This is a genomic window from Epilithonimonas zeae (assembly GCF_900141765.1).
In the GTDB taxonomy this organism is placed as follows: domain Bacteria; phylum Bacteroidota; class Bacteroidia; order Flavobacteriales; family Weeksellaceae; genus Epilithonimonas; species Epilithonimonas zeae.
This window is the reverse complement of the sequence record NZ_FSRK01000002.1, coordinates 202,843-229,331: the sequence shown is the minus strand read 5'-3', so window position 1 is coordinate 229,331 and position 26,489 is coordinate 202,843. Positions and strand designations below refer to the sequence as shown.

Sequence of the window (26,489 nt, the reverse complement as noted above, 5' to 3'; positions counted from 1 at the left end):
CTCAAAGTAAAAAATTAAAAAGGCATATCATCATCGTCATCATTCATCGCTGAACCAGAAACCTGATTATTGCCAGGAATTCCAAATGCAGAATGTGGGTCACTCGTAATAGTAATTCTGTCAAATCCAGATGGCTCATCTTTCTGTCCGAAGTTAGAAGGCGTGTATTCGTAATTTGTTCCAAGGTCCGCAAACTTACCAATATTCTTGTGAAAAGCTAAACGGACATCGGCTGTTGCACCATTTCTATGTTTAGCGATGATTATTTCTGCCTGATTTTCTGTACTGGTTTCTGCGCCGTCTTCATCATTATCCCAAACCGCAATTTTATAATATTCCGGACGGAAGATAAAAGATACAATATCCGCATCCTGCTCAATCGCTCCGGATTCCCTCAAGTCAGAAAGCATAGGCCTTTTTCCGGGTCTTGTTTCCACGGTTCTGGAGAGCTGAGAAAGTGCAATTACCGGAACGTTCAATTCTTTTGCAATCGCTTTTAATGAACGCGAAATCATTGCAATTTCCTGTTCTCGGTTTCCGCCTCCTTTTCCGGAACTTGCTGTCATCAGCTGGAGGTAATCGACCATAATGATCTTAACACCGTGCTGCATTACCAGTCTTCGGCATTTTGCTCGGAAGTCGAAGATAGAAAGCGAAGGCGTCTCATCAATAAAAAGTGGGGCATTTTCCAATGCGGAAACGTTGGTGAATAACCTTTGCCACTCATCATCAGACATTTGTCCTTTTCTTAATTTCTCGGAAGAAATCCCCGTTTCTGAAGAAATCATCCTTGTAATTAGCTGGACAGATGCCATCTCCAGAGAGAAAAGCGCCATTGGAATATTGTGGTCTACACAGATATTTCTCGCCATCGATAGAATGAAAGCCGTTTTTCCCATCGCAGGTCTTGCCGCAATAATGATGAGGTCAGAGTTTTGCCAACCTCCAGTTTCCTTATCAAGGGCAGTAAATCCGGAAGGAACACCGGACAATCCTTCTTTATCTTTTAACGATTTGATTTTGTCAATCGCTTCTTTTACTAATGAATTGGCAGTATCGAAACCTTTTTTGATCGTTCCATTGGTGATTTCAAAAAAAGATTGCTCAGCTTTATCCAACAATTCGAAAACGTCCGTTGATTCTTTGTAAGAACTGTCGATAACATTGGCTGAAACATTAATCAATGAACGTAGGATAAATTTCTCCAAAATTACGCGAACGTGATATTCGATGTGGGCAGAAGAACTTACACCCATTGTCAAATCGATGATATAATGGTCACCACCAGCTAGATTCAGTTTTTCATTCTTTTTCAAATCCTGAATAACTGTCATCAAATCGATAGGAGAGTTGCTCTCATACAATTTCAGGATTGATGCGAAAATCGTCTGATGTCTTGGGTCATAGAAAACATTGGGCGTTAATAAATCGATAGAATGGTCAAGCCCTTTTCTGTCAATCAAAAAAGTACCGATGACGATTTTCTCAAAATCCAATGCATTGGGCGGCATTTTGCCATCCGAAATAGATAATTCCTTTGCAAAATTACCGTGAATCAAACTCGATAATGTTTCCTTTTCTGCCATTGTACAAAGATAGTTTTTTTGATAGGTTGAGGTCAATGAAAATCCTAACAAAATTATTCACAATTCCTGCAAACACCTTTTGCTGCAAGAAATCGTATGTTAGTAATTTTTAAAAGTCAAAGAAATCTGTAACAAAATGTACAAAATGCGAACTTAATATATAGAAAACCTAATAATATCTAGAATTCATTACATTTAACAAAAAATAAACTTTATGTTGCAACGATTCGTCAGATTAGAATTCAAAAATTTTTTCAGGTCCAGTTCTTTAGCAGCCAATATTGTCATTAAGATTTTCCAACTTTTGGGAGTCTTGTATATCCTTGCGATATTTGTTTTTGCTGCTTTCGGTGCTTTTTATTACCCGAAAAAAGAATTGCATATCGACCCATTACCATTTATCAGTAAGTTTCTGATCTATTGGCTGATTGTCGATCTGTTCCTGAGATACTTTTTCCAGCAGATGCCGACTCAGAATATCAAACCTTTTCTGACGATGAATATCAAGAAAAGTACGCTGGTCAATTATATGATTAGCAAGACGTTTCTGTCATTTTTCAGTTGGGGCGGACTTTTTATTTATTTGCCGTTTTTAGGGATTCTGCTTTATAATGGCTATGCAGTTTTGGGCAGTTTTTCTTGGGTATTTGCCCTGATTATTCTGAGTTTCACCATCAATCTGATTAATATCCTTTTGAACGGAAAAGATTTAGCCGTTTGGATTATCGGTGGATTTTTGGTTCTTGCTGGCGGATTAGATTATTATAATATCATTGCTTTGTCATCGGCTTCTGAAAAGTTTTTTATGCTTTTCTATAATCATTGGTTCACGATTGTATTGCCGATTGCGCTATTCGTTATTCTCTATATTATTTGTAGAAAATTTATTTACGACAATTTTTATCTCGACAAGGGACTGGAAATGAAGCAGGAAGTCGGGAAAACAGAAAGTATTCAGTTTCTCAATAAATATGGTGTTCTCGGCACCTTCATCAACAACGATATCCGAATGATAAAACGAAGCAAGGCTGCAAAATCCATTGCTTTGGGAAGTTTTCTGTTCTTGTTTTATGGCTTGCTTTTGTTCAGTTCTCCGGCATACAAAACCGCTTATATGCAACTATTTATGGGGCTTTTCGTAACTGGTGGATTTTTGTTTTTATTTGGACAGAGAGTTCCTTCTTTCGACAGTTCCTACTATCCGCTGATGATGACACTGAACGTTCCCTACAAAGAATATCTGAAAGCCAAATGGTGGATGATTGTGAGTGCTACTGGCGTCAGTATGGTTTTGGCAGTTGGTTATGCGTTCGTAAATTGGGATTTGTATTTCACCTTTTTAGCGGCTGGACTTTACAATGTTGGCGTCAATTCTCAGGTCGTTTTGTTGTCGGGCGCGTTTAACAAAAATCCAATTGACCTCAATGCGAGGGGAAAAACATTAGGAAAGAAAAATAACTTCAGTTTCAAAAATATCTTACTTCTTTTGCCACAAATGGTATTGCCAATGGCGGTTTTCGGCTTTTCAAAATATTTTTTCGGAACAACAGCAGCTGTGGCGAGTCTGGGCGTTTTGGGGTTGATTGGCTTTTTCCTAAGAGAAAAATTCTTCGATTTCATTGTCAAATTGTATAAAAAAGAAAAATACTCAACCATCAAAGCCTTTAAAGGGAATTAAAATAATTTGGGCAGCTATTTCCGTCTTCCGCTCCCAATCTTTTTGTCATTGCGAACGAAGTGAAGCAATCTGTAGAAAATTTGTACAATCGCAATAACAAAAAGGATTTCCGCTCAAGCCGGGCTGCGAGTAATTCACTGTCAATAAAAATCTAACATCTAATATCTCACTTCTAATATCTAATTAAATGATAACAATAAATAACCTTTCCAAAGTCTACGAAACCAAAAAAGTCTTATCCATAGAAAACCTAGAATTTCCAAAAGGTCAAACCATTGGCTTAGTCGGGAACAATGGTGCGGGAAAGACCACATTATTCAGTTTGATTCTGGATTTGATAGAACCAAGTTCAGGATATGTTTCCATTGATGAAGAAAAAGTTAACGAATCCGAAAATTGGAAAAACAAAGTTGGTGCATTCATCGATGAAACTTTTCTGATTGGCTATTTGACTCCGGAAGAATATTTCTATTTCTTGGGAGAACTCAGAGGACAAAGTAAAGCGAATGTTGACGAATTCCTGAAAAACTTCACAGATTTTTTCAACGGAGAAATCCTGAATGCCAAGAAATACATCCGTGACCTTTCCAAAGGAAATATGAAAAAAGTAGGCATCATCGGAGCATTGATCGGAACGCCAGCAATTATTATTCTGGATGAACCTTTCGCCAATCTTGATCCATCAACTCAAATCAAACTGAAAAACCTCATCAGAGATTGGTCACAAAACTCAGATTCCACTTTCCTGATTTCCAGTCACGATTTAGCTCACACCACAGAAGTTTGCGAAAGAATCGTGGTCATCAACAAAGGAGAATTGGTAAGAGATATCCAAACTTCTCCGGAGACACTGAGAGACTTGGAGCAATATTTTGCAGACCAGGTAACTTCTTTGTAAATTCATCTCATTAAAAATATACAATGAGTTTAAAACCGCAAAATGTTACAGATTATCCAAATATCAATACCATTTTTCAAGTATGGAAATTCAAAGAGAATTTAGAAATCCAGGATTCCTTTCAGAGGCTGTGTGCTTTGGTATTAAATTTAAATAATTCTGTGGTCAATAGATTTCCAGATAGCAGAGCAAGCTGTATTATAGGAATTGGTTTCGAAGCTTGGAAAAGACTTGGCCTGAAAGAGCCTTTGCCGAAAGAGTTAGAGAACTTTACAGAAATAAAAGGCGATAAGCATACTGCAATTTCTACTTTTGGAGATCTTCATTTTCATTTTCGAGCAGATGATTATAGCATTTGCTTCGATATGGCAATAGAGATTTCTAAAATCTTAACGCCGGTTGCTGAAAGTATTGAAGAAATCAGGGGCTTCAAGTACTGGGATAACCGTTCTGTATTAGGATTTGTAGATGGTACCGAGAACCCACACGGGAAAGATCGTGACGTTTTTGCAATAATTGGCGACGAAGATGTTGGATATTCAGGAGGGAGTTACCTTTTTGTTCAGAAATACCTGCATAATATGGACGCTTGGAGAGGTCTTTCTACAGAAGATCAGGAAAAGATAATAGGCAGATCCAAAGAAAATGATATTGAAATGTCAGACGAGGTAAAACCAGATAATTCCCACATTGCTTTGGCAAACATAGGCGACGATTTAAAGATTGTTAGAGATAATATGCCTTTTGGAAGACCTTCTTCTAATGAATTCGGAACATATTTTATTTCCTATGCCAGCAGTTTTTCAACAACAAGAAAGATGTTGGAGAATATGTTTGTTGGGAATCCGAAGGGAAATTACGATCGGATTCTAGACTTTAGTACTGCAAAAACAGGTAGCCTGTTTTTTGTTCCGTCCAAAGATCTGCTGGATGAATTTTCTGGTTAAATTATAAATGGACCAAAAATTTTGAAAGGTTTTGTAATTAATGAGAAGAAACGGCTTTCAGTCCAACAATGGAAGCAATTAATGTGAAAATAAAAAATAATCGCAAGAAAGTTGCTGGCTCTTTAAAGATAAAAATTCCTACCAGTACAGTTCCTACGGCTCCGATTCCTGTCCAGACTGCATAAGCCGTTCCCAACGGAAGCGTTTGTGTTGCTTTGATTAACAAAAGCATACTTGCAATCAACGATATTCCGAATCCGGCGTACCAAAGGTAAGATTCTGTGCCCGATGTTTCTTTGGCTTTTCCTAAACAAGATGTAAATCCAACTTCAAAAAGTCCTCCAAGAATTAAAAAAATCCAGTTCATTTATTTATCATTTTTAATGATGCAAATTTCCGAATTTGATACTTTGAATCTTTTTACAAATGTTAAAAAATAATCAGATTTCGCTTCGGATTCTACTTAGGCTAACTTGAGTAATTCCCAAATAAGAAGCAATGTAACCCAACTGAACTCTTTGGATAATCTCCGGTTGTTTTGTCAAAAGTTCTTCATATCGCTGGCTTGCGGTTCTGAACTGTCTGGAAATAAACAATTCTTCGGTTTTTACCAGTTCTTTTTCAGCTAATTTTCTTCCCCAATTCGCAATATTGATATCAGTTTCAAATAATTGTCGCAAATCATCGATTTTCAATTGATACAAAACACAATCTTCTAAAAGCTGAATATTTTCATAATTCTGATGATTATCAACATAGCTTTTCATCGGTAAAACAACATCGCCTTCTTTCCCAAACCAAAACGTAAGGTCTTGATTTTCCTGCGGAACAAAAGCCCTTACAATTCCTTTTTTGATGAAATAAATCGTTCTTTCTACTTTTCCGGCTTTGATGATAATGCTGTCTTTTGGAAACTCAACTTCTGAAATCAGATTCTTTAAAACTGATTTTGAATGTTCAGGAAGTAAGAAAATTTGGTCAAGAATTATATCAATATTCATAAGCGAAATTTAATAAAAATAAAAACTCCGAGAATTACCTCGGAGTTTATCTATTATCTTTTGTTTAAAAGTCTATGATCTATTTAAGACTTCCAACCATATCTTCTGGTTTCACCCATTCGTCAAATTGTTCAGCTGTCAACAATCCAAGATTCACAGCTTCTTCTTTCAAAGTTGTTCCGTTCTTGTGGGCTGTTTTAGCAATTTTCGCTGCGTTTTCGTAACCGATGTGCGTGTTAAGCGCAGTCACCAACATCAAAGATTTATCAACCAATTCTTTGATTCTCGGTTCATTTGGTTCGATTCCAACAGCACAATGGTCGTTGAAAGAAATCATCGCATCAGCCAACAATTGTGCTGACTGCAGGAAGTTTGCTGCCATAACCGGTTTGAAAACATTCAGTTCATAATTTCCCTGCGTTCCTGCGAAAGAAATCGTTGTATCATTTCCAAGAACTTGGGCACAAACCATTGTTAAAGCTTCGTTCTGTGTAGGATTCACTTTTCCAGGCATAATAGAAGAACCCGGTTCGTTTTCCGGAATGTGGATTTCCCCAATTCCAGAACGCGGACCAGAAGCCAGCAATCTAACATCCTGAGCAATTTTGTAAAGCGAAACCGCCAATTGTTTCAACGCACCGTGAGTTTCCACAATTCCGTCGTGTGCTGCAAGAGCCTCGAATTTATTCGGAGCTGTTACAAAAGGGAGACCTGTGAAATCTGCAATATATTTTGCAACTACAACATCATAACCCTTTGGAGTATTAAGTCCGGTTCCAACCGCTGTTCCACCAAGCGCCAATTCTTTCAAATGGTCAAGTGTATTGTTAATTGCTTTTTTCGCATAATCCAATTGAGCGACGTAACCAGAGAATTCCTGTCCCAGTGTCAAAGGTGTTGCATCCATAAGGTGCGTTCTTCCAATTTTTACAATATTCTGGAATTTCTTCGCTTTTTCATCCAATGTATTTCTCAATTTTTCCAAAGCAGGCAAAGTTTCTTTCACCACTTTCGTGTAAGCCGCGATGTGCATTGCTGTTGGATAAGTGTCGTTGGAAGACTGAGATTTGTTTACATCATCATTTGGGTGAACTTCAGTTTTTTCGCCTAATTGTCCCCCGCTGTTTACGTGAGATTTATTGGCAACAACCTCGTTCACATTCATATTAGACTGCGTTCCAGAACCGGTTTGCCAAATCACCAATGGAAATTGGTCATACAATTCTCCTGCAAGAATCTCATCACAAACTTTCCCGATTGCATCTCTTTTCTCATTGGAAAGAACGCCCAATTCTGCATTGGTAAAAGCCGCCGCTTTTTTCAGGTAAGCAAATGCATCGATGATTTCGCGCGGCATACTTCCTTCCGGACCGATTTTGAAATTATTTCTGGAACGCTCCGTCTGCGCACCCCAAAATTTATCAGCAGGCACTTGCACTTCGCCCATCGTGTCTTTTTCAATTCTGAAACTCATTGTATTATATTTATTTATTTTTAGGAGCTTTATCCCGCTTTCCGCTATTACTCCTCACACCAAGGCTTTTCCCAGCGCTTGTTGCGGGGTAACCGCTGCAATCGGGGCTAGTTGATAAAGACTGTTTTATAAACTTTTTCAACCAACTTTTCATTGATTTTTATAACCTTACGAAAATACTAAAAACTAAAAGTTCAGCAAAATGAAAAAAATCAATTCAGAAATTTTGTGAGATAGAATAAAAACCTCTATTTTTGCTCAAAATATATAGCATTATGATGTTATCAGCATTCTGGCCGTTTTACCAATTTCTTTGGACCGTTTATTTCTTCACAATGATGATTTGTGGATTCTGGTGTATTTTGATGTTCTTCGGATTCATCGTACCACTTTGGTTAACAGAAGGAGTAGCAGAATATTTTGGGAAAATCAACAAAAACTTTGACCCAGAAAAAATCAGATACAAAAAGCTTTATGAGCAGGAAGGTGTAGAAGTAATCTACCAAAGACCAGCTGGAGAAAAACCAGTTTCTCACGGTCACCACCATTAATTTGGCAATTTTCTTTTCGTGAGAGATTGCACTCAAAGCGAAACAATATATAATAAATCCATTCTTTCGAGAGTGGATTTTTCTTTGAAGATTAGAACAATTTTTCACGAATTCTAACTCTTGAATTTTGTCTCTTTCTTCTTGTTTCTTAAATCATTATCTTTGCAAACTAAAATTTACCTATGTCTAAGTCATTAATTCCGAAACTGGAAGCGATAAAACAACGATATAACGAGGTCGCCGATCTTATCATCCAACCGGATGTGATCTCGGATCAAAAAAAATACTCTACACTTAACAAAGAATACAGCGATTTGGGAAAAATCGTAAAAGTATTCGATGAATATAAAGGCGCTCTTGACACCATTGCTGAATCTGACGAAATCATTGCTGACGGTTCTGATAAAGAATTCGTGGAAATGGCGAAGGAGGAAAAATATCAAGCTATGGACAAACTTCCTGCTTTTGAGGAAGAATTGAAATACCTTCTAATTCCAAAAGACCCAGCTGATGATAAGAATATCATTCTGGAAATGCGTTCCGGAACTGGTGGTGATGAAGCGGCAATTTTTGTGGAAGATATGTACAGAATGTATACAATGTATTTCAAAACAAAAGGTTGGAAACACGAAGTTACAGATTCCAGTGAAGCCTCTAAAGGTTATAAAGAACTCATAATGAAAGTTCAGGGCGAAAGCGTGTATGGAATTATGAAATTCGAATCCGGAGTTCACCGTGTACAGCGTGTTCCTGAAACCGAATCTCAAGGTCGAGTTCACACCTCTGCAATTACAATCGCTGTTTTACCGGAAGCGGAAGAAGTAGATGTGGAAATCAATCCTGCTGATATCGAGATGCAGACTTCTCGTTCTGGAGGTGCTGGTGGACAAAACGTGAACAAAGTTGAAACGAAAGTTCAGTTAACACACAAACCTTCTGGGCTGGTTGTTGTTTGTCAGCAAGCTCGTTCTCAGTTGGCTAACAGAGAATTAGCTATGGAAATGTTGAGAGCAAAATTGTATGATATCAAACTTCAGGAAGTAGTTGGCGATATTGCAGCACAAAGAAAAACGATGGTTTCCACAGGTGACCGTTCTGCAAAAATCAAAACTTATAATTATCCTCAGGGAAGAGTTACAGATCATAGAATCAATAAGTCAATGTATAATCTGGATGCTTATATGAACGGTGATATTCAGGAAATGATGGACGCTGTGATAATGGCAGAAAATGCTGAAAAGCTAAAAGGAGAAGAAGAGGGAATTGCTTAATTCTCGTCACTATATAAAAATTAAAGACTGCAATTTTGCAGTCTTTTTTTATTTTGTTTTATCGATTCCTCTTAGTCCATTAAACTTGACTCCGTATTTCCAGTTGCAATAAGCGAAGAATTGATATAATCTGTATTCGAAATCGAATCCATAATTTTCTTTTTGGTCGTATTCTATAGCGACTTCATAAAAGTTGGGATTAATTCCTGAATAGAATCTACTGTTCCATTCGGTAACGAGAATTTGATTTCGAGATTTCAAGCTACTTTCTGTGAACATCGATTTTGGTTGAGCTCTTGTTGCTACAAAATTCTCATATTCTGGATCAAAAACGGTGACTTCCCATTCGTCTGCAGAATCGGTCTTTTTCTGGGTTGATAAAGAATGATTTTGATTTTCAGGTAATGGTTTTGAAGTTGTGGAGCAAGACCAAACAAATCCTGAAATAATTAATATGGCGATAAGGTTTTTCATTTTAAATGATTTCTTTAAAGTTATGACTAATTTTATTACCAGTGAATTGCTTGCAGCCCGAGCTGAGTGGAGCTCATTTTTATTTGGACAAAGCTTTGGCAAAAAATTGCGGGAACGGAGCGCGGATAAAGCTGCCCAAATAATTTGATTCTTAAAATAAAAAACCGTTCCAAAGATTTGAAACGGTTTGTATAGCAATTAAGATTTAATTAAGGATTTGGATCTTTCTGCAAAATCACGAATGCCGGGAAGTGATCGGAATAACCTCCGGTAAATTTGTCTCCTGACCAAGATCTGAACGGATAACCTTTGTAACTTCCTTCTTTGGTAATCAAATAATCGGGAGCAAAAATCTCTGCTTTGAAAACTGTGTAATCTTTTTTCAACTCGTTGTTAGGTGAATGAAGATTGGAAGAAACGATAATTTGGTCGAATAAGTTAGGCGCATCTTGGTAAGCCAAAGACGCAACCCCTTTCTTATATAAAGGATACATCAAATTGAGATAAGGTGAAGTCTCGGAGAGGTCTTTAGGGTTTCCTACTGCTTTGAAACCATTTTTCAAACTTGAACTTACAGGATCATCGTTGAAATCTCCCATAGCAAATAGTTTTGTTGATGGATCTAAAGCTCTTATGCTGTCCATCTGTTGTCTTAAAACCATTGCAGCCGCATTACGTTTAGGCAGAGATGCCGCTTCACCACCTCTCCTTGATGGCCAGTGATTTAGGAAAAATGCAACTTTCTCATTGTCTAAGAAACCTGTTAATACTAAAATATCTCTTGTATATTCTCTTTTTCCAGCATCACCAAAAATTTTCACTTCCTTTTTCCAAGATTTAGATGGTGTGAATCTTCTTTTCTGATAGATGAAAGCGATGTCAATACCTCTATAATCATAAGAGTTATAATGTACAACGCCGTAATCATACTTTGCAATAGCTGGTTCTTTTACAAGATCTTCCACCACCTGACGGTTTTCTACTTCCAAAAGACCCACAACAACCGGGGCAGTTCCTGTATAGGATTTCCCCATTTCAGAAATTACTTTTGCTTCGTTTGCTAATTTTTGCTTGTATACACTATAGGTGTAGTTTTTACCACTTTTTGGTGTGAACTCCTCTGAACCGCCTTGGATTCGTACCACTTTTTTACCTACAAGTGATTCATCATTCCAAGGACCTTTGTAGTCTTTTTCTGTAACTTCCAGATATTTTATAGAATCCAAAGGTACGCTTCTGTGAAATGCAGGATTGCTTCTGTCTTTTGTTCCGTCTATATAATCTGCAGAACGAACGGTGTCCCAAAGGTTTTCAACGTTTAAGAATCCAACCGTTGCTGCACGAACTTGTCTTTTTTGTTGTGCAAATAATAAGGAAATACTAAATATAGCTATTACGCTAAATAAATTTTTCATAATAAAAAATGTAAGGCTACAAAAGTAATTTTTTTTGGATAGTTGCAAAATAAAAATTTAAAGTTTTTAAAAATTCATAATTATGTTTTAATTAATTGATAATTTGTTAAAATAAAAAAAATGTTAAAAAGTTTTAATTATCAAAAATTTATATACATTTGCCTTCCGTGCATAACGGACTGTATATTAGAAAAAAAGAGCAAACAAAACCTAATTGATTTATGATTAAAAAATTATCATTAATCTCCTTGTTTACAATGCTTCCGGCATCATTTTACTTTGCACAGACTACGGTTTTTGCATACCTAAAAGATGCTGATGGGAAACCCGTAGAAAAAGCAAGAGTAGATCTAAAAGGAGAAGGTAATGATGTTACGGCAGACAAAATTGGTTATTTCCAATTTGTAGATTTGAAGACCGGACATTATCAAATTGTGGTGTCAAAGCCAAATTTCGAGACAAAAACTTTGGAATTTGACATTACTACAGAAAAGAGGAAAGACTTAGGGGTAATTACCCTTTATTCTACATTGACAGGAGCAGATCAAGGTCTTGCAATCCTTGATACTGGAGACGATGAAAATAGCGGTCAGTCTTCTACTGTTGGATTATTGCAATCTTCTCAAGATGTTTTCAATAGAATCGCAAGTTTCGACTTGGGAGCTTATTGGTTCAGACCAAGGGGTGTTGATGGAAGAACTTCCGAAAACATGTTGAATGGTGTTTCAATGGTAAAATCTGATAATGGTAATGTTGATTTCTCAAATTGGGGAGGTCTTAATGAGATTGTTAGATATCCTGAAATCGCTGCTAATCATTCTCCTTCTGAATATGCATTTGGTGGAGCAACTGGTGTTATCTACAAAAATACCAGAGCCAGCGAGTATCGAAAAGGCTTTCAAGCTGTTTATTCTATTACAAACAGAAATTATAGACAAAGAGTTTCTTTGAGATATTCTTCTGGAATGTCAAAAAGTGGATGGGCCTTCACGTTAATGGGAGCTAAAAGATGGGCTGAAGAAGGTATCCAAGAAGGAACTTTCTATGATGCTTATGGTACTTATCTAGGTGTTGAGAAAAAATTTAGCGATAGTCACACAATGACTTTTAATGCATTTGCTTCTCCGTATAGAAGATCTACAGCAAGCCCAAGTACTCAAGAAGTTTATGATTACAGAGGCGTACATTATAACTCCTATTGGGGTTGGCAAGATGGAGAGAAGAGAAGTGAAAGAGTAAGAAAAGGTTTCCAACCAGTTTTCCAATTACAGGATTTCTGGAAAATCAATAAGAAATCAAACTTATGGACATCATTGTCTTATCAGTTTGGAAAAGATAAAGGATCTAGATTAGATTGGCAAAGTGTACCAAACCCTTCTCCTACATATTATAGAAATCTACCAAGTTATTTTGGATCATTGAACGAAGATGCTTTTGTTTGGGATCCTAGTTCGGGAAATTATTTAGCAGCAGGTGATGCTTATCAGGCATCTCGTACTGCTTGGCAAAATGGCGATCCGAATGTAACTCAGATCAATTGGAACAGATTGTATGCTGCCAACATAGGGCAGTCTCCTGTAACACAATATGGTGTAACTGGTAAAAGAGCATTGTATTATTTGGTAAACGATGTAAGTGATGATAAAATCTGGAATGCTGCAATGCATTATACTTACAATTTTACGGATAAAACAAAATTTATGTTGAACGTTTCTTATCAGAACTACAGATCAGAGCTTTATAGAGAAGTTAATGATTTGTTAGGAGCTGATTTTGTATTCAATAAAGATCCGTTTGCGGCAACTAATAATCCTGGAACTTCTGCTTTATATAATGAAGGAGAAACAGATGTTGCTAAAAAAGTTGGAGATAGATTGCTTTATAACTATATCTTCAGAAGACAAGAGGTAAAGGTAAATCCGGGACTAAAATTTTCGGAAGGTAAATTTGATGTTTTTGTTTCAGCACTTGCTGGCTATTCAACGTCTAGCAGAGAAGGATTATTCAAACACTATCTTTATGCTGACTCTTTTGGGAAAAGTAAAGATTATGACTTCTGGAACTTTGGTTTGAAGGGGCAGGTTATATATAAAATAGATGGAAGAAACTTCTTGGTATATAACGGATCATTCTTCTCGCAGGCACCATATCTTGAAGATTTATTCATCAACCCAAGACTTAACTCTTCTGTTGCACCGAACATTAAAAATACGGTTATCAATGCTAATGATTTGAGTTATGTGATTAATTCTCCATTGTTCAAAATAAGAGCATCAGTGTTTTTAATTGATACTCAGAATGAAACAAGTGTGCAGAGATTCTTTGCAGATGGTATCCAAATTGATAATTCCGCGAGTGGTGGAGCTACAGATACTAACACAGGAGGACAGTACATTCAGAGTGCTTTTGTAACTCAGGTAATGTCTAATGTAGAAAAAAGAAATATGGGTGCAGAACTTGGAGTTGACTTCAAGGTATTACCTACATTATCACTACAAGGTGTAGCTAGTTATGGTGAATATACTTACCGTAACAATCCAGATGTTTATTTTGCTTCTGATGCAATTGGAGTTTTCGGAAATGGACAATCTTTTGTGCAGTTTGGTAAATCTGATCTTAAAAACTACAAACAAGGTGGAACGCCGCAAATGGCTTTCTCTGCTGGTTTTAGATATAACTCTCCAAAATACTGGTGGGTTGGTGCTAACTGGAATTATTTAGATAATAACTATTTGGATCCATCTGCACTATTGAGATCTCAAAGTTTTGTGCAAAATAGTAACTCAGGGACGCCGTATGAAAATGCTACCCCAGAAGAACTTAGAAGATTACTAGCACCAAACAAATTACCTGCTGCTTATTTTATCAATGCTAACGCAGGTAAATCTTGGATGTTTGGTAAATATTATTTGTTAATCTCTGCATCTGTTAATAATATCTTTGATAATACAAAGTATATTACTGGAGGATTTGAACAAACAAGAAATGTTAAATTTGATGGTTTCCAGGAAGATTTCAACAGAAGCCAGCAATTATTCGCTCCTAAATATTGGTATACACAAGGGCGTTCTTATTTCGTTAATTTACAAGTTAGATTTTAAAATTATAATAATGAAAACATATACAACAATCAAAACATTGGTCTTTTCTGCAATAGTTGCGATGACCTTTACTTCGTGTGTTAAAGATGATGACTGGAATGCGCCAGAGATTCTTTGCAATAATAGATTTGATGAGCCGACTACTACAATGGCTAATTTTGCTGCTTTAGCACCAACATCAGGTACCTATAAGGTTCCTACAGATGGAGCTCCTGTAATTTTTGATGCTTATATAGTGTCTTCTGATGAAAGTGGTAATTTTTACAAAACAATTTCTTTCCAAGATAAGGCGGAAAACCCAACTGTAGGTTTGTCGTTGGAAGTTGATAAAGCTTCTAATTATGCGGATTTTCCTGTAGGAGCGCATATCCGTATCAAAGCTAATGGTCTTGTTTTAGGATGGGATAGAGGAACAAGAAAAATAGGATCCATTGATCCAACCTATGCTATTGGAAGAATCCCAAGCATTCTCTTGACAAGATACCTTGCAGGTGTTTGTAACGGAAATAATAGAATGGATATTGCTACTTTGGTGCCAACAAAACTGGCTAATTTAAATGCAGCAAAACAAGAAAAATATCTCAATACATTGGTTCAGGTTGCTGATGTACAATTCAAGTTGGAAGACCCAACAAAACCTCTAACTTATATAAATTATACTGCAGGTGTTGGTCAGGATACAGATAGAGATATTGAAGGTAAAAATGGTAATACAACAGTCCTTAGAAATTCTGGTTTCTCGACATTTGGTGCTACATTAGTTCCAACTAAAAGTGGAGACTTAACTTTTGTAGTAAGCAGATATAATTCTAACTACCAAATGTTAATTAGAAATACTAATGATGTAAATTTTGTTAAGGATAGATTTGCGTCAGGAGATCCAAATGCACCAGAAGAGCCATCTTCATCTGCTGTTAATCTTTTTGCTGGTTCAGACTTTGAAAACTGGGCTACCTTCTTAAATAGTGTTAATAGTTTTGGGATAAAGCAACCATTGGCACAAGGTGTAGGTCTTGGATTGAACGGAAGCAATTCTTTACAAATTAAAGGAACAGCAGCTGGTAATGATTATTTGTTTACAGCACTTGCTCCGGCAGGATTGCCAGCTAGTCCAAAAAGAATTACTTTTTATATTAAAGGAACATCTACTGGAAAATCACTTTCATTTAATGTATACAGAACTTCTGGATCACCAGCATACTATACATATAATTTGTTGAACTTTACGAAAAGCACCATCATTAATGTTTCTGACGCTAATGACTACAGAGGTGCAATTGATACAAAAGGAGAATGGATGTTAGTAGAGATTAATTTAGCTGGTGCACCATTGATTAATCTGGCTGCGGGAAAAGACATCTTTGCGATCAAAACTGGTTCTGCCGGAGTATATGATATTAATATTGATAATATCAAAATAGAATAATAAAATATTTATTTATAAAAAAAAAAGACTGCAAGTAATTGCGGTCTTTTTTTATTTTTAAAATATCCCAGAATTCTGCGTCTTCATCTTCCTCCAAAGCTTCCGTCCAAAAAATAAGACAAGAATAATCAGAACGATTGCAATTATAAAAGCAATAACGGGAAGAAATATAGAAAGTAAAGACATTAATCCTGCTCCTGCAGTTTCAGTAGTTGCAACTACATTATTGCCTATCCCTGCAGTCGTAGCTGTAGATGCTGCTCGTGTTCCGGCAAATCCTGAAGCAATAGTAGCAGCAGTTCCGCCTCCAGCAATTAGAGCTAAAGCCCATTGAGGAAATGTTCCTAATTCCATAAACTGGCTGGCAAAAAGAACTGACCCCGCAATAGTTGCCAACGGAATAGAAAGCGTATCCAGAAAATTATCAACAACAGGAATATAATAAGCCAGAATCTCAATAATTGTTGCAACTCCGGTTGTGATGAGGGTTGGTAATCCAGAAAGCCATTCGAAATTGTCACTCATAGGAATCCATCCAAGATAAGATGAAAGACTAACCGCAAAGAGAGGTAGAAAGACTCTAAAGCCAGAAGCCGCAGCTAATCCAATTCCTATGAAAGCACTCAGAAGGTAAGGTAAAATATGTTCCATTTGTAATTTCTTTGAGAATAAAATTACAAATTAAATAGAGATGTTTATCCAGTTCTTTTTTTGCAAAGAGCTAAAAACTGGTTTTCAACTACAGAAAAGCTTTCGGGCAATTCCTTAGAAGCCCAAAAAAGCATTGCAATAGATTGGTCTCCAAAAGCATTGATGTAAATAGATTTGTTGAGGCGGTAAGATTCTCTTAACAAACGTTTTATGCGATTTCTGTCCACGGCTCTTTTGAAAAATTTCTTTGAAACAGAAACGCCAATTTTATGATTGTCTATCAAAAGTTTATCCGAAGATTTCAAATGGATAATTCTAATATTATCTACAGAAAGCCACTTCCCTTTAGCAAAAAGCAAATCTATCTCGTACTTTTTTTTCAGTTTTTCGTGAGAAGGGTAGCTTTTTTTGTCCAAAATCTATTGTCTTCCGGTTAAATGATTGATAACTTCAGCAGCGGCATATAATCCGAAAAGTGCAGGAATAAAACTGATTGTTCCGTAGAAAGATCTCTTAAAGTTACTTCCATCTGTCATCTTCAGGCTGTTTTCATCTTGCACTTCTGTCGAGAAAACACAGCGGAAACCTTTGTTGATTTTCTCTTTTTTCAAACGTTTTCTCACTTGTCTTGCCAATAGACAATCTCTTGTTTTATGCAGGTCACGAACCATTACTTTGCTTGGATCGGTTTTTCCTCCAGCTCCCATAGATGAAACTAATTTGACCTTGTTTCTGCGGCAAGTGATCATTAATGCCAATTTCGGGGTCAAAGAATCGATGCAGTCCAAAACGTAATCGAATTTTTCTGATTTGATTAATTCTTCCATTCTTTCCGGCTCCAAAAACTCATTGATTTTTGTAAGCTCCAGATTGGGATTGATGTCCATTAAGCGGTTTCCAACCAACTCTACTTTATGTTGACCAACAGTTGAATGAAGTGCAGGAAGTTGTCTGTTAATATTGGTTATGTCAACAACATCGCCATCAGCAATAATCATTTTTCCGATTCCTGCTCTTGCCAAAAATTCTGCTGCAAAAGAACCTACACCGCCTAATCCAACCACTAAAACTTTAGCATTTTGCAGTTTTTCAATTCCCTCATCTTTTATCAGTAATTCGGTGCGTTCTAACCAAAATTTATCCATAATTAACAACATTTTCAAGATTCTCCCATATTTGGGTTTTCAGGTTTTCCAAAGAAATGGATTTGATTTCTGAAACTTTTTCATACAATTCTGCAATGTCAAAATCTGCATCATCGGTCTCCAAAAACATCTTTTGGACGGGAAAATCTTTAATCAATTTTTGCAAAGATAAGTTATCTAACCCTGCTTTTCCAAAACTGAGATAAAACCCTGCCTCCAGAAGTTCTTTTCCAATATTTTCTTTCTTATTGAAACCGTGAATTACCAAAGGAACTTTAGCTTTTTTATAATGTAAAATTTGCGAAAATCTACGGACACAATGGATGATAATTGGTTTCTTGATCTCTTCTGCCCAAGAAATATGATTTTGAAATATTTCGTTTTGAAGATTTTCATCGATGTTAATTAATCCATCCAAACCACATTCGCCGATGGCAAGACAGTTTTTTGATAAAGAAATTTCTTTGATTTTGTCGAAATCTGATTTCCAGTTTTCTGAAATATCTTTTGGATGTAAACCAGCCGAGAAATTACCTTGTGGAATCACCTCACTAAGATTCAGGTTATAAATCCCGGTTTTATTTTGTTTATGATGATGAAAATCCAAAAAATCCATAGTCAAAGATATGAAATTAAATATTTTTACTGAACGATGAATTGCACGCAGCCCGGCCTGAATGGAGCTCGTTTTGCAAATTTGGACTGGGAAAAGTGCTGGCAATTTGCAAAACAGCGGGAATGGAGGACGGATAAAGCTGCCCAAATTATTATGCGAATCATAAAAAGTTAAAATTTGTTAAATTCTGTAATCGATATCTATTGTTTTTGATGAAAATTAGTTTAATTTTACATTAAATCTTTCATAAAGAATGAGGAAAAAATTTACTGATAAACAAACAAAAATTCTGGATGTTGCAGAGGAACTGATTGCTAAAAAAGGTTTTGAAGGCACGTCTGTACGGGATATTTGTACCAAAGCGGGAATCAATGTTGCAATGATTTCTTACTATTTTGGTTCCAAAGAAAAGATGATGTCTTATCTTTATCAGTATCGTGTGCAAAGGACAAAGGAAAGTTTTTCTGAGTTTGCGCAGACTATAAAAGAAGGAAAACCGGAGATGCAGATGAAGGAAATCGTGAATTATGTGATTTCTTTGTTATTCAAATACAGTTATTTTCACGGTTTTGTAACTCAGGAGATGCGTTCTCTGGACAATGTGAAAGATGATCTTTTGGAGTTTTACCAGACTTGTGTTGGCAGATTGGACGAGATTATCAAAAGAGGAATAGTTTCCGGTGTTTTTCACAATGCACCAAAATCTGAGGATATCCTGACGATGATTATTGGTTCAACTTTGTTTGTAATTAGAAACAAGAACTTTTACGAAATCTATGTTCCTGCAAACAACGATACACAATATATGAAAGAAGCTGAACAGAAACTGAAAAACAGTACGTTGTTAAGCGTTTTTGCTTTGTTGGATTACGACGCGGATTAGTTTTTTGTTGCAAATTTTAAAGCTTCGTTGATGTAAAATTCTACTTCTTTTGGTCTATTTTTAGAATCTTTTTCTGGCGCCTGTTCGTTGCCTAATCTTACGATAATCATATCATATTCCGGAATCATAATGACGTATTGACCGTGTATTCCGTGCATATAATAATGATGAATTTTGGAATCGTTATTAATCCAGATTCCCATTCCGTAAACACCATTGGTATCTTCTGCAGGTGTTGTCATTTTATCAACAAAATTTTCATTAACCCAAGGAATGTCTTCGAACTTTCCCCTGTTTAAAAGTAACGATCCAATTTTAGCAAAATCTCTGGCGGTAGAATGGACGCAGCAAAACGATTTTTCTATACCAAGACCATCAACCGACCATTCTGCATTGTGTTCCATCCCGAGAGGTTTCCAAAGCTTGGCTGAAGCATACATCGATAATGGCATCTGAATGGCTCTGCCTACCGCAAAACCTAATAGTTGTGGTGCGGCAGATTGATATTCAAACTTTTCACCCGGGTTATGTTTAAACTTAGTTTTGAAAACAACATCCGAAATGGAAAAGCCATAATAAGTAGCTGCATTTTTGGAAAAAGGATTCTTATAATCGTTTTCCCAATCGAGTCCGGCTTGCATTGAGGCGAGATTTTCTAAAGTCAAATTTTTTCCAAACTTATCATTTGAAAATTCTTTATAAAAATCTGAAAAAGGCTGATTAATTCTTTCTATCCTACCATCATCTATAGCTTTTCCCATTAATAAAACAGTAATTGCATTGGCCATAGAAAAAGAATTACTGAGTGTATTTTTGTTATAGCCATCCCAATAATGTTCTTGCAAAAGTTTTCCGTGCTGAATTACTAAAAAGGAAACAGACTTTGTATCCGCTAAATGTTTTTCCAAAGCTGGAGATAAAGGTTGTTTGTTATAACTGATATCAATAGGCCAAGGTTTTGGATTTCCTCTGGAAATTGTTTTTGAAGGGAAATCTTTTCCATCATCAATGGTTGGTCCGTTTTTACCTCGCAGATATGTTAATTGTATCCCCCGGAAAAGATAATTGTATCCCGTAATGTAAATGAGGACAATAACAGAAGCAATGATTACCAGAACAACATTGATAATTTTTTTCATAGAAAGCTTTTGCTACAAAAATATAGAATATGTAATCATCGTCATCTGAAAACATTATTTTTGTTAAAAATATTATTGATGAATAGATTTTTATTGGTTTTGATGTTGAGTATATTTTCTTTTTCTAATGCTCAAAACAACTACAAACCGATTGATACAGCAGATTATCTACAGCGGAAAAGTTTTTTGACAACTTATATCAAAGATTCTGAAACTTATAATAAGAAACAAAAGGACAAATACGAAGGAAAAACCGGAAGAGAGATTTCTGCTGCTCTATCAAGATTTCAAAAGGATTTTCAGGATGAAGTGAAAAATAAGAATTTTGTGTTCAATACAGGGTTTAACCATTATGTGAATCAAATGGTTGAACAGATTCTTAAAAGCAATTCTTTAGATTTTCCAAACTTGAAAGTTCTGGTAGAAAAAGATAACAGCCCAAATGCCTATTGTATGGGAGACGGAACTTTGGTTGTGAATATGGGCCTTTTCAATTGGGTGGATAATGAGGGACAATTGGCATCGGTGATTTGCCACGAGTTGGGACATCTTTTTTTGGACCATTCCATCAAGATTCAATTAGAAAATATTCAGTTGGGAAAAGATGGAAAAGCTGAAGCTAAAACTTTGACATTAGTTCAAAATAACAAGGGTGAGAAAGCGCATCAGTTTTACAAAAGACAATTGTACAAATTCAGTGCACAGAAAAGGAAACAGGAAAATGAAGCAGATTCTCTTGGTTATATCTATTATCAGAAATCGAATTTTTCCAAGCCAGATTTCAGGAAAGCTTTGTTGAATTTGAAAAAATACGATACGATTTCTCCAAAAATAGTCAAGGCTGAAACTTATAAACAGTTTTTTGACCTTCCGAATCATCCTTTCAAGGAACAATGGATGAAAAAGGAAGATTTTTCCGGCTACGATTATTCTCATTACAAAGAGAAGATAGATAAAGATTCTGTGGCTTCGCATCCTGAGATAGAGGCGAGGATACAATATCTAGACAAGCATTTCCCTTTGCAGGATTTGGTTTCAAAAGAAGAACCGAAACCTGATTTTATTGACCTGCAGAAAATAGCGAAAATGGAAGTCCTTCCTAATTTTTATCAATCAGAAGATTATGGCGTTGGAATTTATTCTGCTTTGCAATTTCTTCAAAAAGAAGATCCGGATATAGATTACTACAAATATTGGTTGGGAAAGAATTTTGAAAAAATATATGAAGCTCGGAAGAATTATAAACTCAATCGTTATCTGGACAGAGTTGATCCAAAAAATCAGAGCGAAAGTTACCAGCAGTTTCTCAATTTTATGTGGAATTTAAGTCTGGATGATATCAAATACATTACCGAATTTTATAATAAAAAAAGTCTCTGAAAACTCAGAGACTTTTGTCTTAATAATTGAGACGTTCCAAACGGATCTTATTGTATTTTTCCTTTTGATTATATTCTCTCAACAAGATATAGCCTTCTTTTCCAACATATGGATAAACCATATAATCGTCTTTGGCAGAGATTGGTACAACTTCCTGTTTGAAGTTTCCGTCTATTAATGTATTGATGTACAGATTCCAGTTTTTCTCCTTTGTTTCGCTATCTTTTACATAATCTCGGTAGAAGAAGACCACATCTTTTCCATCGTTCAGATATTGAGAAAAAAGATAATCTGAGTTAGACCATTTTGATTTTTCCTTTTCAAAAATCTTTACGCCTTTTGTTTTAAAATCTTTATCCGTAAAAACGTAAACCAAATCTGTGGTTTTTGGTGCGCTGTATTGTCCTTCTGGTTTATACTTTTCCAAGATTAAGCCAACGCTTCCGTCTTTCAGAAAATAGGCATCACGAGGATGTAAGTAATAACCAGATTCTACCAGTCCACTTTCTTTGATCTTAGGAATATAACTTACAAGGTCAAGGTGGTCAAGGTCTTTTACGTTGACCTCAAATGTATTTTTATCCACCAAAAGTCTGGTGTAGCCGATTTTTCGGAGGTCATTGGTAATGTGGTTGCCGAGCATTACAATCTTATCATCGAAAATTTTGTCGTTATCAATATTCCCGAAAGTGTAGGAGTACAAACTCGTGATATAATCCAGAGTTTCATTGTTCAAGACTTCTATTTTTTCAAAACTTTTTTGTTCTCCGGTTTTGATGTCAAGTACCAAAAGAGAATATTGCTTGTTTTTGTCTATCGTTTTTTTGACTAGGAAAAAGAGATGCTTTTCATCCTTATCGATTAAAGAAATCTCCTCATTTATTTTTTTGTCACCAGAAGTATTGTACTTGTATCGCCATAATTCCTTTTTATTTTCATCAAATTTGATGAGACTGTTGTTATTCACATATTTCCCATAATCATTATATTCTACAGCAATATATCCACCTTCTTTGATTTCTACGACATAAGAGATGTAATTGTAACCTTTTTCCTTTTTCTCTTCACGGTTTTCTTTTCTGGCACTTTTCCACGCTTTTTGTTCGGTGATTTCCTTGAATGTTCCATTGTCATAATCATAATAGATTTTCTTTTTCACCGAATTGTCTTTCAGGTCAATGACCATTGAAGATGGCGTGAAAACCGTTTTGTTGGTAACGAATTCTCGGTCTATTCTGGAAGGGCGGAGGATAATTTCTCCTCGAAAATCCATATAGCCGTAATAATCGCCTGCTGTGATATCACCTTCAAACTCTTTGTTCGCGATTGGATTCAGATTTTTATCAAGGATTACATATTCGAATTTTTTGGTTTTATCACTGCTTTTTCCATAAGAATAGATGGAAATGTAACCGAAAAGATTGTCCTTTTGGTCAAAGATAGCGTTGAATCCCAAATGTTCTCCTTTTGCTAATGCATAAAGATCTTGAGTCTGCGAATAGAAGAATGATGATAAGAATATTACCATCAGTACAGAGAGTTTTTTCATAGAATTGTTTTCTAAACACAAAACTAAAAAAATAAACATTTTAGTATAGATTTATTGATATGATTTTCAAGAGTATTCCATCAAATTTTGATTAATTTTGTTTGGAATGATTTTCGATTTTCCAGATTTATGAATGATGAATTGAAAAAACAACAACTCAAGCGCTACAAAAATCTTGCGACAGGATTATTTATTCTGATGGCGGTTACTTTCATAACAATGACGATTTTGCAAAAAGAAAATCATTCGCATTGGATTGGATACATCCGTGCGTTCTCGGAAGCGGCGATGGTTGGTGCTTTGGCGGATTGGTTTGCGGTGACGGCTTTGTTCAATTATCCTTTAGGACTTAAAATTCCGCATACCAATTTGATTGAGAATTCTAAAGAAAAAATCGGAGATAATCTAGGAAATTTTGTGGTTGATAATTTTCTATCACCTCAGAATATTCGTCCTTATATTCAGAAACTAAAAGTTTCGGTTTATGTAGGGGATTGGCTGTCTAAGGATAATAATCAGAATGTTTTGATTAATGAGTTGTCATCGATTCTTAAAGATATTCTGAATAAGTTAGATGATGAATCTGTTGTGAAATTTATTTCAAATAAAGCTGAGGAAATGACGGATTCACTCAAATTAAACTCAGTTGTTGGAAACGGAATCGAATATCTTCTCAATAAAAATGACCATCAGAAAATCATTACCAATCTAAGTTCTCAAATCAAAAATTATATTCTGGATAATCAGCAAATGGTTTCCGAAAGAGTAGGAAAGGAGAGTTTCTTTTTGATTCCAAAATCGGTAGATAATAAAATTGCAGAAAAAATCACCAAAGGTTTAAGCGATTATTTTCTGGAAGTTGAAGAAAATCTTAATCATCCATTACGAGCTGAAATCACGAATAAAATTCTGGATTTTTCACAAGAACTAAAAGAAGAACCAAAATGGGAAACAGAATTTGATTCTATAAAATCTGATTTTCTGCAAAGTAATAAAATCAAACAATATTCCTCTGATATTTGGCAATCTCTGAAATCTTCTTTGATAAAAGAACTATCAGATGAAGATTCTAAACTAAAATCTTATGTCAAAAAAAACATTGATGAATTTGTTTCTAACCTTCAAAATGATGAGCAATTCCAAAGTCGAATTGATAATTGGGTTAGATTGACTGCCTATAAATATATTCTGAAAAACACACAGAATTTTGGTGAACTCATTAGTACAACGGTTGGCAATTGGGAAGGTAAAGAACTCAGCCGAAAATTGGAACTGGAAGTCGGGAAAGATTTGCAATTCATCCGAATCAATGGAACCATCGTTGGTGGATTGGTTGGTTTGCTGATTTATACGATTGCTAATTTTATTTAAATGTAATTATAATTGATGCTCTCAAAAGTTTGGTAGATTTAGCAAATCATTAAAACTAAAAATTTGCTGTATCTGCAAAATAAGCGAGATAGTTTTATTCATAAAAAAGCCTCCAAATTTTGGAGGCTTTCTATTTTTATTTCTTATCAAGAATTTTCTCGATGATTTTATGCGTAATCATATAAGTTGGTTTTACACCTGTGAGTCCAAGTCCGCCGGAAGATAATGTACTTCCTGTTTCTAATGGATTATCAGAAGCGTAATAAGCATACATCACAAACAAATCCGGAGAAATGTGATGACGAATTTTGCTCGCTACTTGAATCGCTTTTTGGTAATGCGCACCTTCCATTTCCAGTCCGATGGCTTTCCAAGAAGTTGTCATAAAATAGGATAAGATATCTTTGTTTTGAAGCGATGTTCCAAGAACAGTAATCATTGGTCCTTCAAAAGCTTTAACCTCATCATCTACAAAATCTTCCAATTTCAAAGCGTTTTCGAAAGTATAATTATCGGCAGTTCCTTCAAAAATGTGAGACGTTGGAATCATAATATCGCCTTTTCCACCGGTCAAGATTCCTGCTTTCCCCATTATAGAGACGGATTTAACTTTCATCATATAAACTTCGCCGTTCACTTCGTAAGGCCTTAACAATTCGTCCATTACTTCATAAGCTTGTTCACCGAAAGCATAATCGAAAACCAAAATCACATCGTCGCCTTTGTATTTTTGATTAGCGAAAACCGAATTCTTTAGTTCAGTTTTAGAAAGGTCGATGATTTGGACATCGATATTACTTCCGCTATTGTCATCAATATAAATCATTCCTTCTTTCAATGCGTGGTCAAGGATTTTTTCCTGAAGGTCTTTCTTATTACTGATGTCAGCAAATAATTTATAATCTACTTCTTTTGTGGCTTTTTTGTTAAGAGCCTCATTGGCGAAAAGCATATTTTTCACAGAGTGCATATTGGCACTGATGATGTGAAGCGGACGCATATGAAGATTGTTTTCTACAAGGATATTCTTGATTTTGTTCGCCCATCTTTCCCCGAAAAGGTGATGACCTACACGTTCCTGCAGAATCGCTGAAAAATGGATTTCTCTTTCCCTTGTTTCTCTCCAATCATCAAGGCTGATCTGCCCTAACCAATAAATGATTTTGAACAAACGGTCCGGATTTTTGTCGTCTCCGAAGTTGTTATAAGCATTCAGAGTTTCATCAAAAGTTCTTCCTAAGAAAGAAGAAAGATGAATCAATGCCACTTCTTTTTCTTTTCTGCTGTATTTTTTCTCGCCTTTTGCAACCTCTTCAATGATTTTCCAGATGCGTTTTGGGCGACCTTCGTTATCCAAATCGAAACCGATATTTTTAATTTTATCAGCTTCCAAATAAAGGAATGTTAAGTGAGTCAGGATATCATAAATCTCAGAACGTCCCAAAAGAACCTCGATGTTCATTTGGTGTTCATCTATTCTGTAGCAGTTTCTACGTCTTTTCTTAGGAACGATTGGCTCGAAACTTCCTTTGTCAAAACCTTCGTCAGAAGTCAAATGGATAAAAGAACACTCCTCGATGCCTTCCGGGAGACGGTCAAGAACATAAAGCAAACCGTCCAGTTCTATCTTGTTAGGGATGCTCATGCTTCCGTAGATTTCGGGATTGATGACCATTAATAATTTTCTTAATGATTCGCCCGACACTCCAGATGGTTTGAAAAATCCTCTATAGAATAAGTGTCTCATAGAGACATATAATCTTTCGATAGCTTCTGTGGTTTCTCTTGCTCTTGAATTTGCCATATATTAAAATTTTTGTAAAAGTCTGCAAAGATATGAAATTTTATTTAAATCAAAATATTTTGGTTAATTAGTTGAATTTCAAATGATTGTTGCTTTTATGTGCTTCTTGGTTGATTAATTTATAATAGT

General features: G+C 35.7%; 23 protein-coding genes. 10 read left to right on the top strand and 13 right to left on the bottom strand.

Annotation, left to right across the window (positions count from 1 at the left end):
• Positions 1-14 precede the first annotated feature (14 nt).
• Positions 15-1,586, bottom strand: coding sequence for a replicative DNA helicase (gene dnaB, locus BUR19_RS12815; protein ID WP_074235854.1), 1,572 nt, complete (start codon positions 1,584-1,586; stop codon positions 15-17).
• A gap of 214 nt (positions 1,587-1,800) precedes the next feature.
• Between dnaB and BUR19_RS12810 the strand changes: the two genes are divergently transcribed.
• From BUR19_RS12810 to BUR19_RS12800, 3 genes are all read left to right on the top strand, one after another.
• Positions 1,801-3,264 carry a DUF5687 family protein gene (locus BUR19_RS12810; RefSeq protein ID WP_074235853.1) on the top strand — a complete coding sequence of 488 codons (1,464 nt, stop codon included), beginning with the start codon at positions 1,801-1,803 and terminating at the stop codon, positions 3,262-3,264.
• 187 nt (positions 3,265-3,451) lie between these two features.
• A complete protein-coding gene (locus BUR19_RS12805; protein WP_074235852.1) occupies positions 3,452-4,162 on the top strand; it encodes an ABC transporter ATP-binding protein in 711 nt (236 codons plus the stop codon).
• A 23-nt stretch (positions 4,163-4,185) separates the two neighbouring features.
• Positions 4,186-5,109 carry a Dyp-type peroxidase gene (locus BUR19_RS12800; protein ID WP_074235851.1) on the top strand — a complete coding sequence of 308 codons (924 nt, stop codon included), beginning with the start codon at positions 4,186-4,188 and terminating at the stop codon, positions 5,107-5,109.
• A 37-nt stretch (positions 5,110-5,146) separates the two neighbouring features.
• Here the strand turns inward: BUR19_RS12800 and BUR19_RS12795 are convergent, their stop codons facing one another.
• The 3 genes from BUR19_RS12795 to fumC all read right to left on the bottom strand — a co-directional run bounded on the left by BUR19_RS12795 (position 5,147) and on the right by fumC (position 7,584).
• Positions 5,147-5,476, bottom strand: coding sequence for a DMT family transporter (locus tag BUR19_RS12795; protein WP_074235850.1), 330 nt, complete (start codon positions 5,474-5,476; stop codon positions 5,147-5,149).
• A gap of 73 nt (positions 5,477-5,549) precedes the next feature.
• Entirely contained in the window at positions 5,550-6,110 is a 561-nt protein-coding gene (locus tag BUR19_RS12790) for a Crp/Fnr family transcriptional regulator (protein ID WP_074235849.1), read from the bottom strand.
• Between the two features lie 79 nt (positions 6,111-6,189).
• Positions 6,190-7,584 carry a class II fumarate hydratase gene (gene fumC, locus BUR19_RS12785; RefSeq protein ID WP_074235848.1) on the bottom strand — a complete coding sequence of 465 codons (1,395 nt, stop codon included), beginning with the start codon at positions 7,582-7,584 and terminating at the stop codon, positions 6,190-6,192.
• A 275-nt stretch (positions 7,585-7,859) separates the two neighbouring features.
• On the opposite strand from fumC, the gene BUR19_RS12780 reads away from it, so the two are divergent.
• Together BUR19_RS12780 and prfA are read left to right on the top strand one after the other, a co-directional pair.
• A complete protein-coding gene (locus BUR19_RS12780) occupies positions 7,860-8,135 on the top strand; it encodes a hypothetical protein (RefSeq protein ID WP_074235847.1) in 276 nt (91 codons plus the stop codon).
• 182 nt (positions 8,136-8,317) lie between these two features.
• Entirely contained in the window at positions 8,318-9,406 is a 1,089-nt protein-coding gene (gene prfA, locus BUR19_RS12775) for a peptide chain release factor 1 (RefSeq protein WP_074235846.1), read from the top strand.
• Positions 9,407-9,454: 48 nt separating this feature from the next.
• Here the strand turns inward: prfA and BUR19_RS12770 are convergent, their stop codons facing one another.
• Both BUR19_RS12770 and BUR19_RS12765 read right to left on the bottom strand, forming a co-directional pair.
• On the bottom strand, positions 9,455-9,880 hold the full coding sequence (locus BUR19_RS12770; protein ID WP_074236482.1) for a DUF6146 family protein: 426 nt from the start codon (positions 9,878-9,880) through the stop codon (positions 9,455-9,457).
• 209 nt (positions 9,881-10,089) lie between these two features.
• Positions 10,090-11,295, bottom strand: coding sequence for an endonuclease/exonuclease/phosphatase family protein (locus BUR19_RS12765; protein WP_074235845.1), 1,206 nt, complete (start codon positions 11,293-11,295; stop codon positions 10,090-10,092).
• 221 nt (positions 11,296-11,516) lie between these two features.
• Between BUR19_RS12765 and BUR19_RS12760 the strand changes: the two genes are divergently transcribed.
• Together BUR19_RS12760 and BUR19_RS12755 are read left to right on the top strand one after the other, a co-directional pair.
• On the top strand, positions 11,517-14,396 hold the full coding sequence (locus BUR19_RS12760) for a carboxypeptidase-like regulatory domain-containing protein (RefSeq protein ID WP_074235844.1): 2,880 nt from the start codon (positions 11,517-11,519) through the stop codon (positions 14,394-14,396).
• A gap of 10 nt (positions 14,397-14,406) precedes the next feature.
• The gene (locus tag BUR19_RS12755; RefSeq protein ID WP_074235843.1) at positions 14,407-15,822 is read left to right on the top strand and encodes a DUF5689 domain-containing protein; all 1,416 of its coding nucleotides are present in this window, start codon (positions 14,407-14,409) and stop codon (positions 15,820-15,822) included.
• A gap of 57 nt (positions 15,823-15,879) precedes the next feature.
• Here BUR19_RS12755 and BUR19_RS12750 read toward each other — a convergent pair whose 3' ends face one another.
• Genes BUR19_RS12750 through BUR19_RS12735 form a run of 4 tightly spaced genes read right to left on the bottom strand, consistent with a single transcriptional unit; the run spans position 15,880 to position 18,234 of the window.
• Complete coding sequence (locus tag BUR19_RS12750; RefSeq protein ID WP_074235842.1) at positions 15,880-16,473, bottom strand: DUF4126 domain-containing protein; 594 nt, start codon at positions 16,471-16,473, stop codon at positions 15,880-15,882.
• Between the two features lie 44 nt (positions 16,474-16,517).
• Positions 16,518-16,889 carry a ribonuclease P protein component gene (gene rnpA, locus BUR19_RS12745; protein ID WP_074235841.1) on the bottom strand — a complete coding sequence of 124 codons (372 nt, stop codon included), beginning with the start codon at positions 16,887-16,889 and terminating at the stop codon, positions 16,518-16,520.
• Between the two features lie 3 nt (positions 16,890-16,892).
• Entirely contained in the window at positions 16,893-17,618 is a 726-nt protein-coding gene (locus tag BUR19_RS12740) for a tRNA threonylcarbamoyladenosine dehydratase (RefSeq protein WP_074236481.1), read from the bottom strand.
• Positions 17,611-18,234: a TatD family hydrolase gene (locus BUR19_RS12735; protein WP_074235840.1), complete on the bottom strand. Its 624-nt coding sequence runs from the start codon at positions 18,232-18,234 to the stop codon at positions 17,611-17,613. The genes BUR19_RS12740 and BUR19_RS12735 overlap by 8 nt, the downstream gene beginning before the upstream one ends.
• A 253-nt stretch (positions 18,235-18,487) precedes the next feature.
• Here BUR19_RS12735 and BUR19_RS12730 point away from each other — a divergent pair, with 253 nt between their 5' ends.
• Complete coding sequence (locus tag BUR19_RS12730) at positions 18,488-19,117, top strand: TetR/AcrR family transcriptional regulator (RefSeq protein WP_074235839.1); 630 nt, start codon at positions 18,488-18,490, stop codon at positions 19,115-19,117.
• Here the strand turns inward: BUR19_RS12730 and BUR19_RS12725 are convergent.
• The gene (locus tag BUR19_RS12725) at positions 19,114-20,256 is read right to left on the bottom strand and encodes a serine hydrolase domain-containing protein (protein WP_245799081.1); all 1,143 of its coding nucleotides are present in this window, start codon (positions 20,254-20,256) and stop codon (positions 19,114-19,116) included. The two genes, BUR19_RS12730 and BUR19_RS12725, sit on opposite strands and share 4 nt — an antisense overlap.
• Before the next feature lie 78 nt (positions 20,257-20,334).
• Between BUR19_RS12725 and BUR19_RS12720 the strand changes: the two genes are divergently transcribed.
• On the top strand, positions 20,335-21,636 hold the full coding sequence (locus BUR19_RS12720) for a M48 family metallopeptidase (protein ID WP_074235838.1): 1,302 nt from the start codon (positions 20,335-20,337) through the stop codon (positions 21,634-21,636).
• Between the two features lie 19 nt (positions 21,637-21,655).
• Here BUR19_RS12720 and BUR19_RS12715 read toward each other — a convergent pair whose 3' ends face one another.
• A complete protein-coding gene (locus BUR19_RS12715) occupies positions 21,656-23,185 on the bottom strand; it encodes a hypothetical protein (RefSeq protein WP_083600779.1) in 1,530 nt (509 codons plus the stop codon).
• Positions 23,186-23,314: 129 nt separating this feature from the next.
• On the opposite strand from BUR19_RS12715, the gene BUR19_RS12710 reads away from it, so the two are divergent.
• Positions 23,315-24,556 (top strand): DUF445 domain-containing protein, encoded by a 1,242-nt coding sequence (locus BUR19_RS12710; protein ID WP_074235836.1) that lies wholly within the window; start codon positions 23,315-23,317, stop codon positions 24,554-24,556.
• Positions 24,557-24,692: 136 nt separating this feature from the next.
• On the opposite strand, the gene BUR19_RS12705 is transcribed toward BUR19_RS12710, so the two are convergent.
• The gene (locus tag BUR19_RS12705) at positions 24,693-26,360 is read right to left on the bottom strand and encodes a DUF6909 family protein (protein ID WP_074235835.1); all 1,668 of its coding nucleotides are present in this window, start codon (positions 26,358-26,360) and stop codon (positions 24,693-24,695) included.
• Positions 26,361-26,489: the final 129 nt, after the last annotated feature.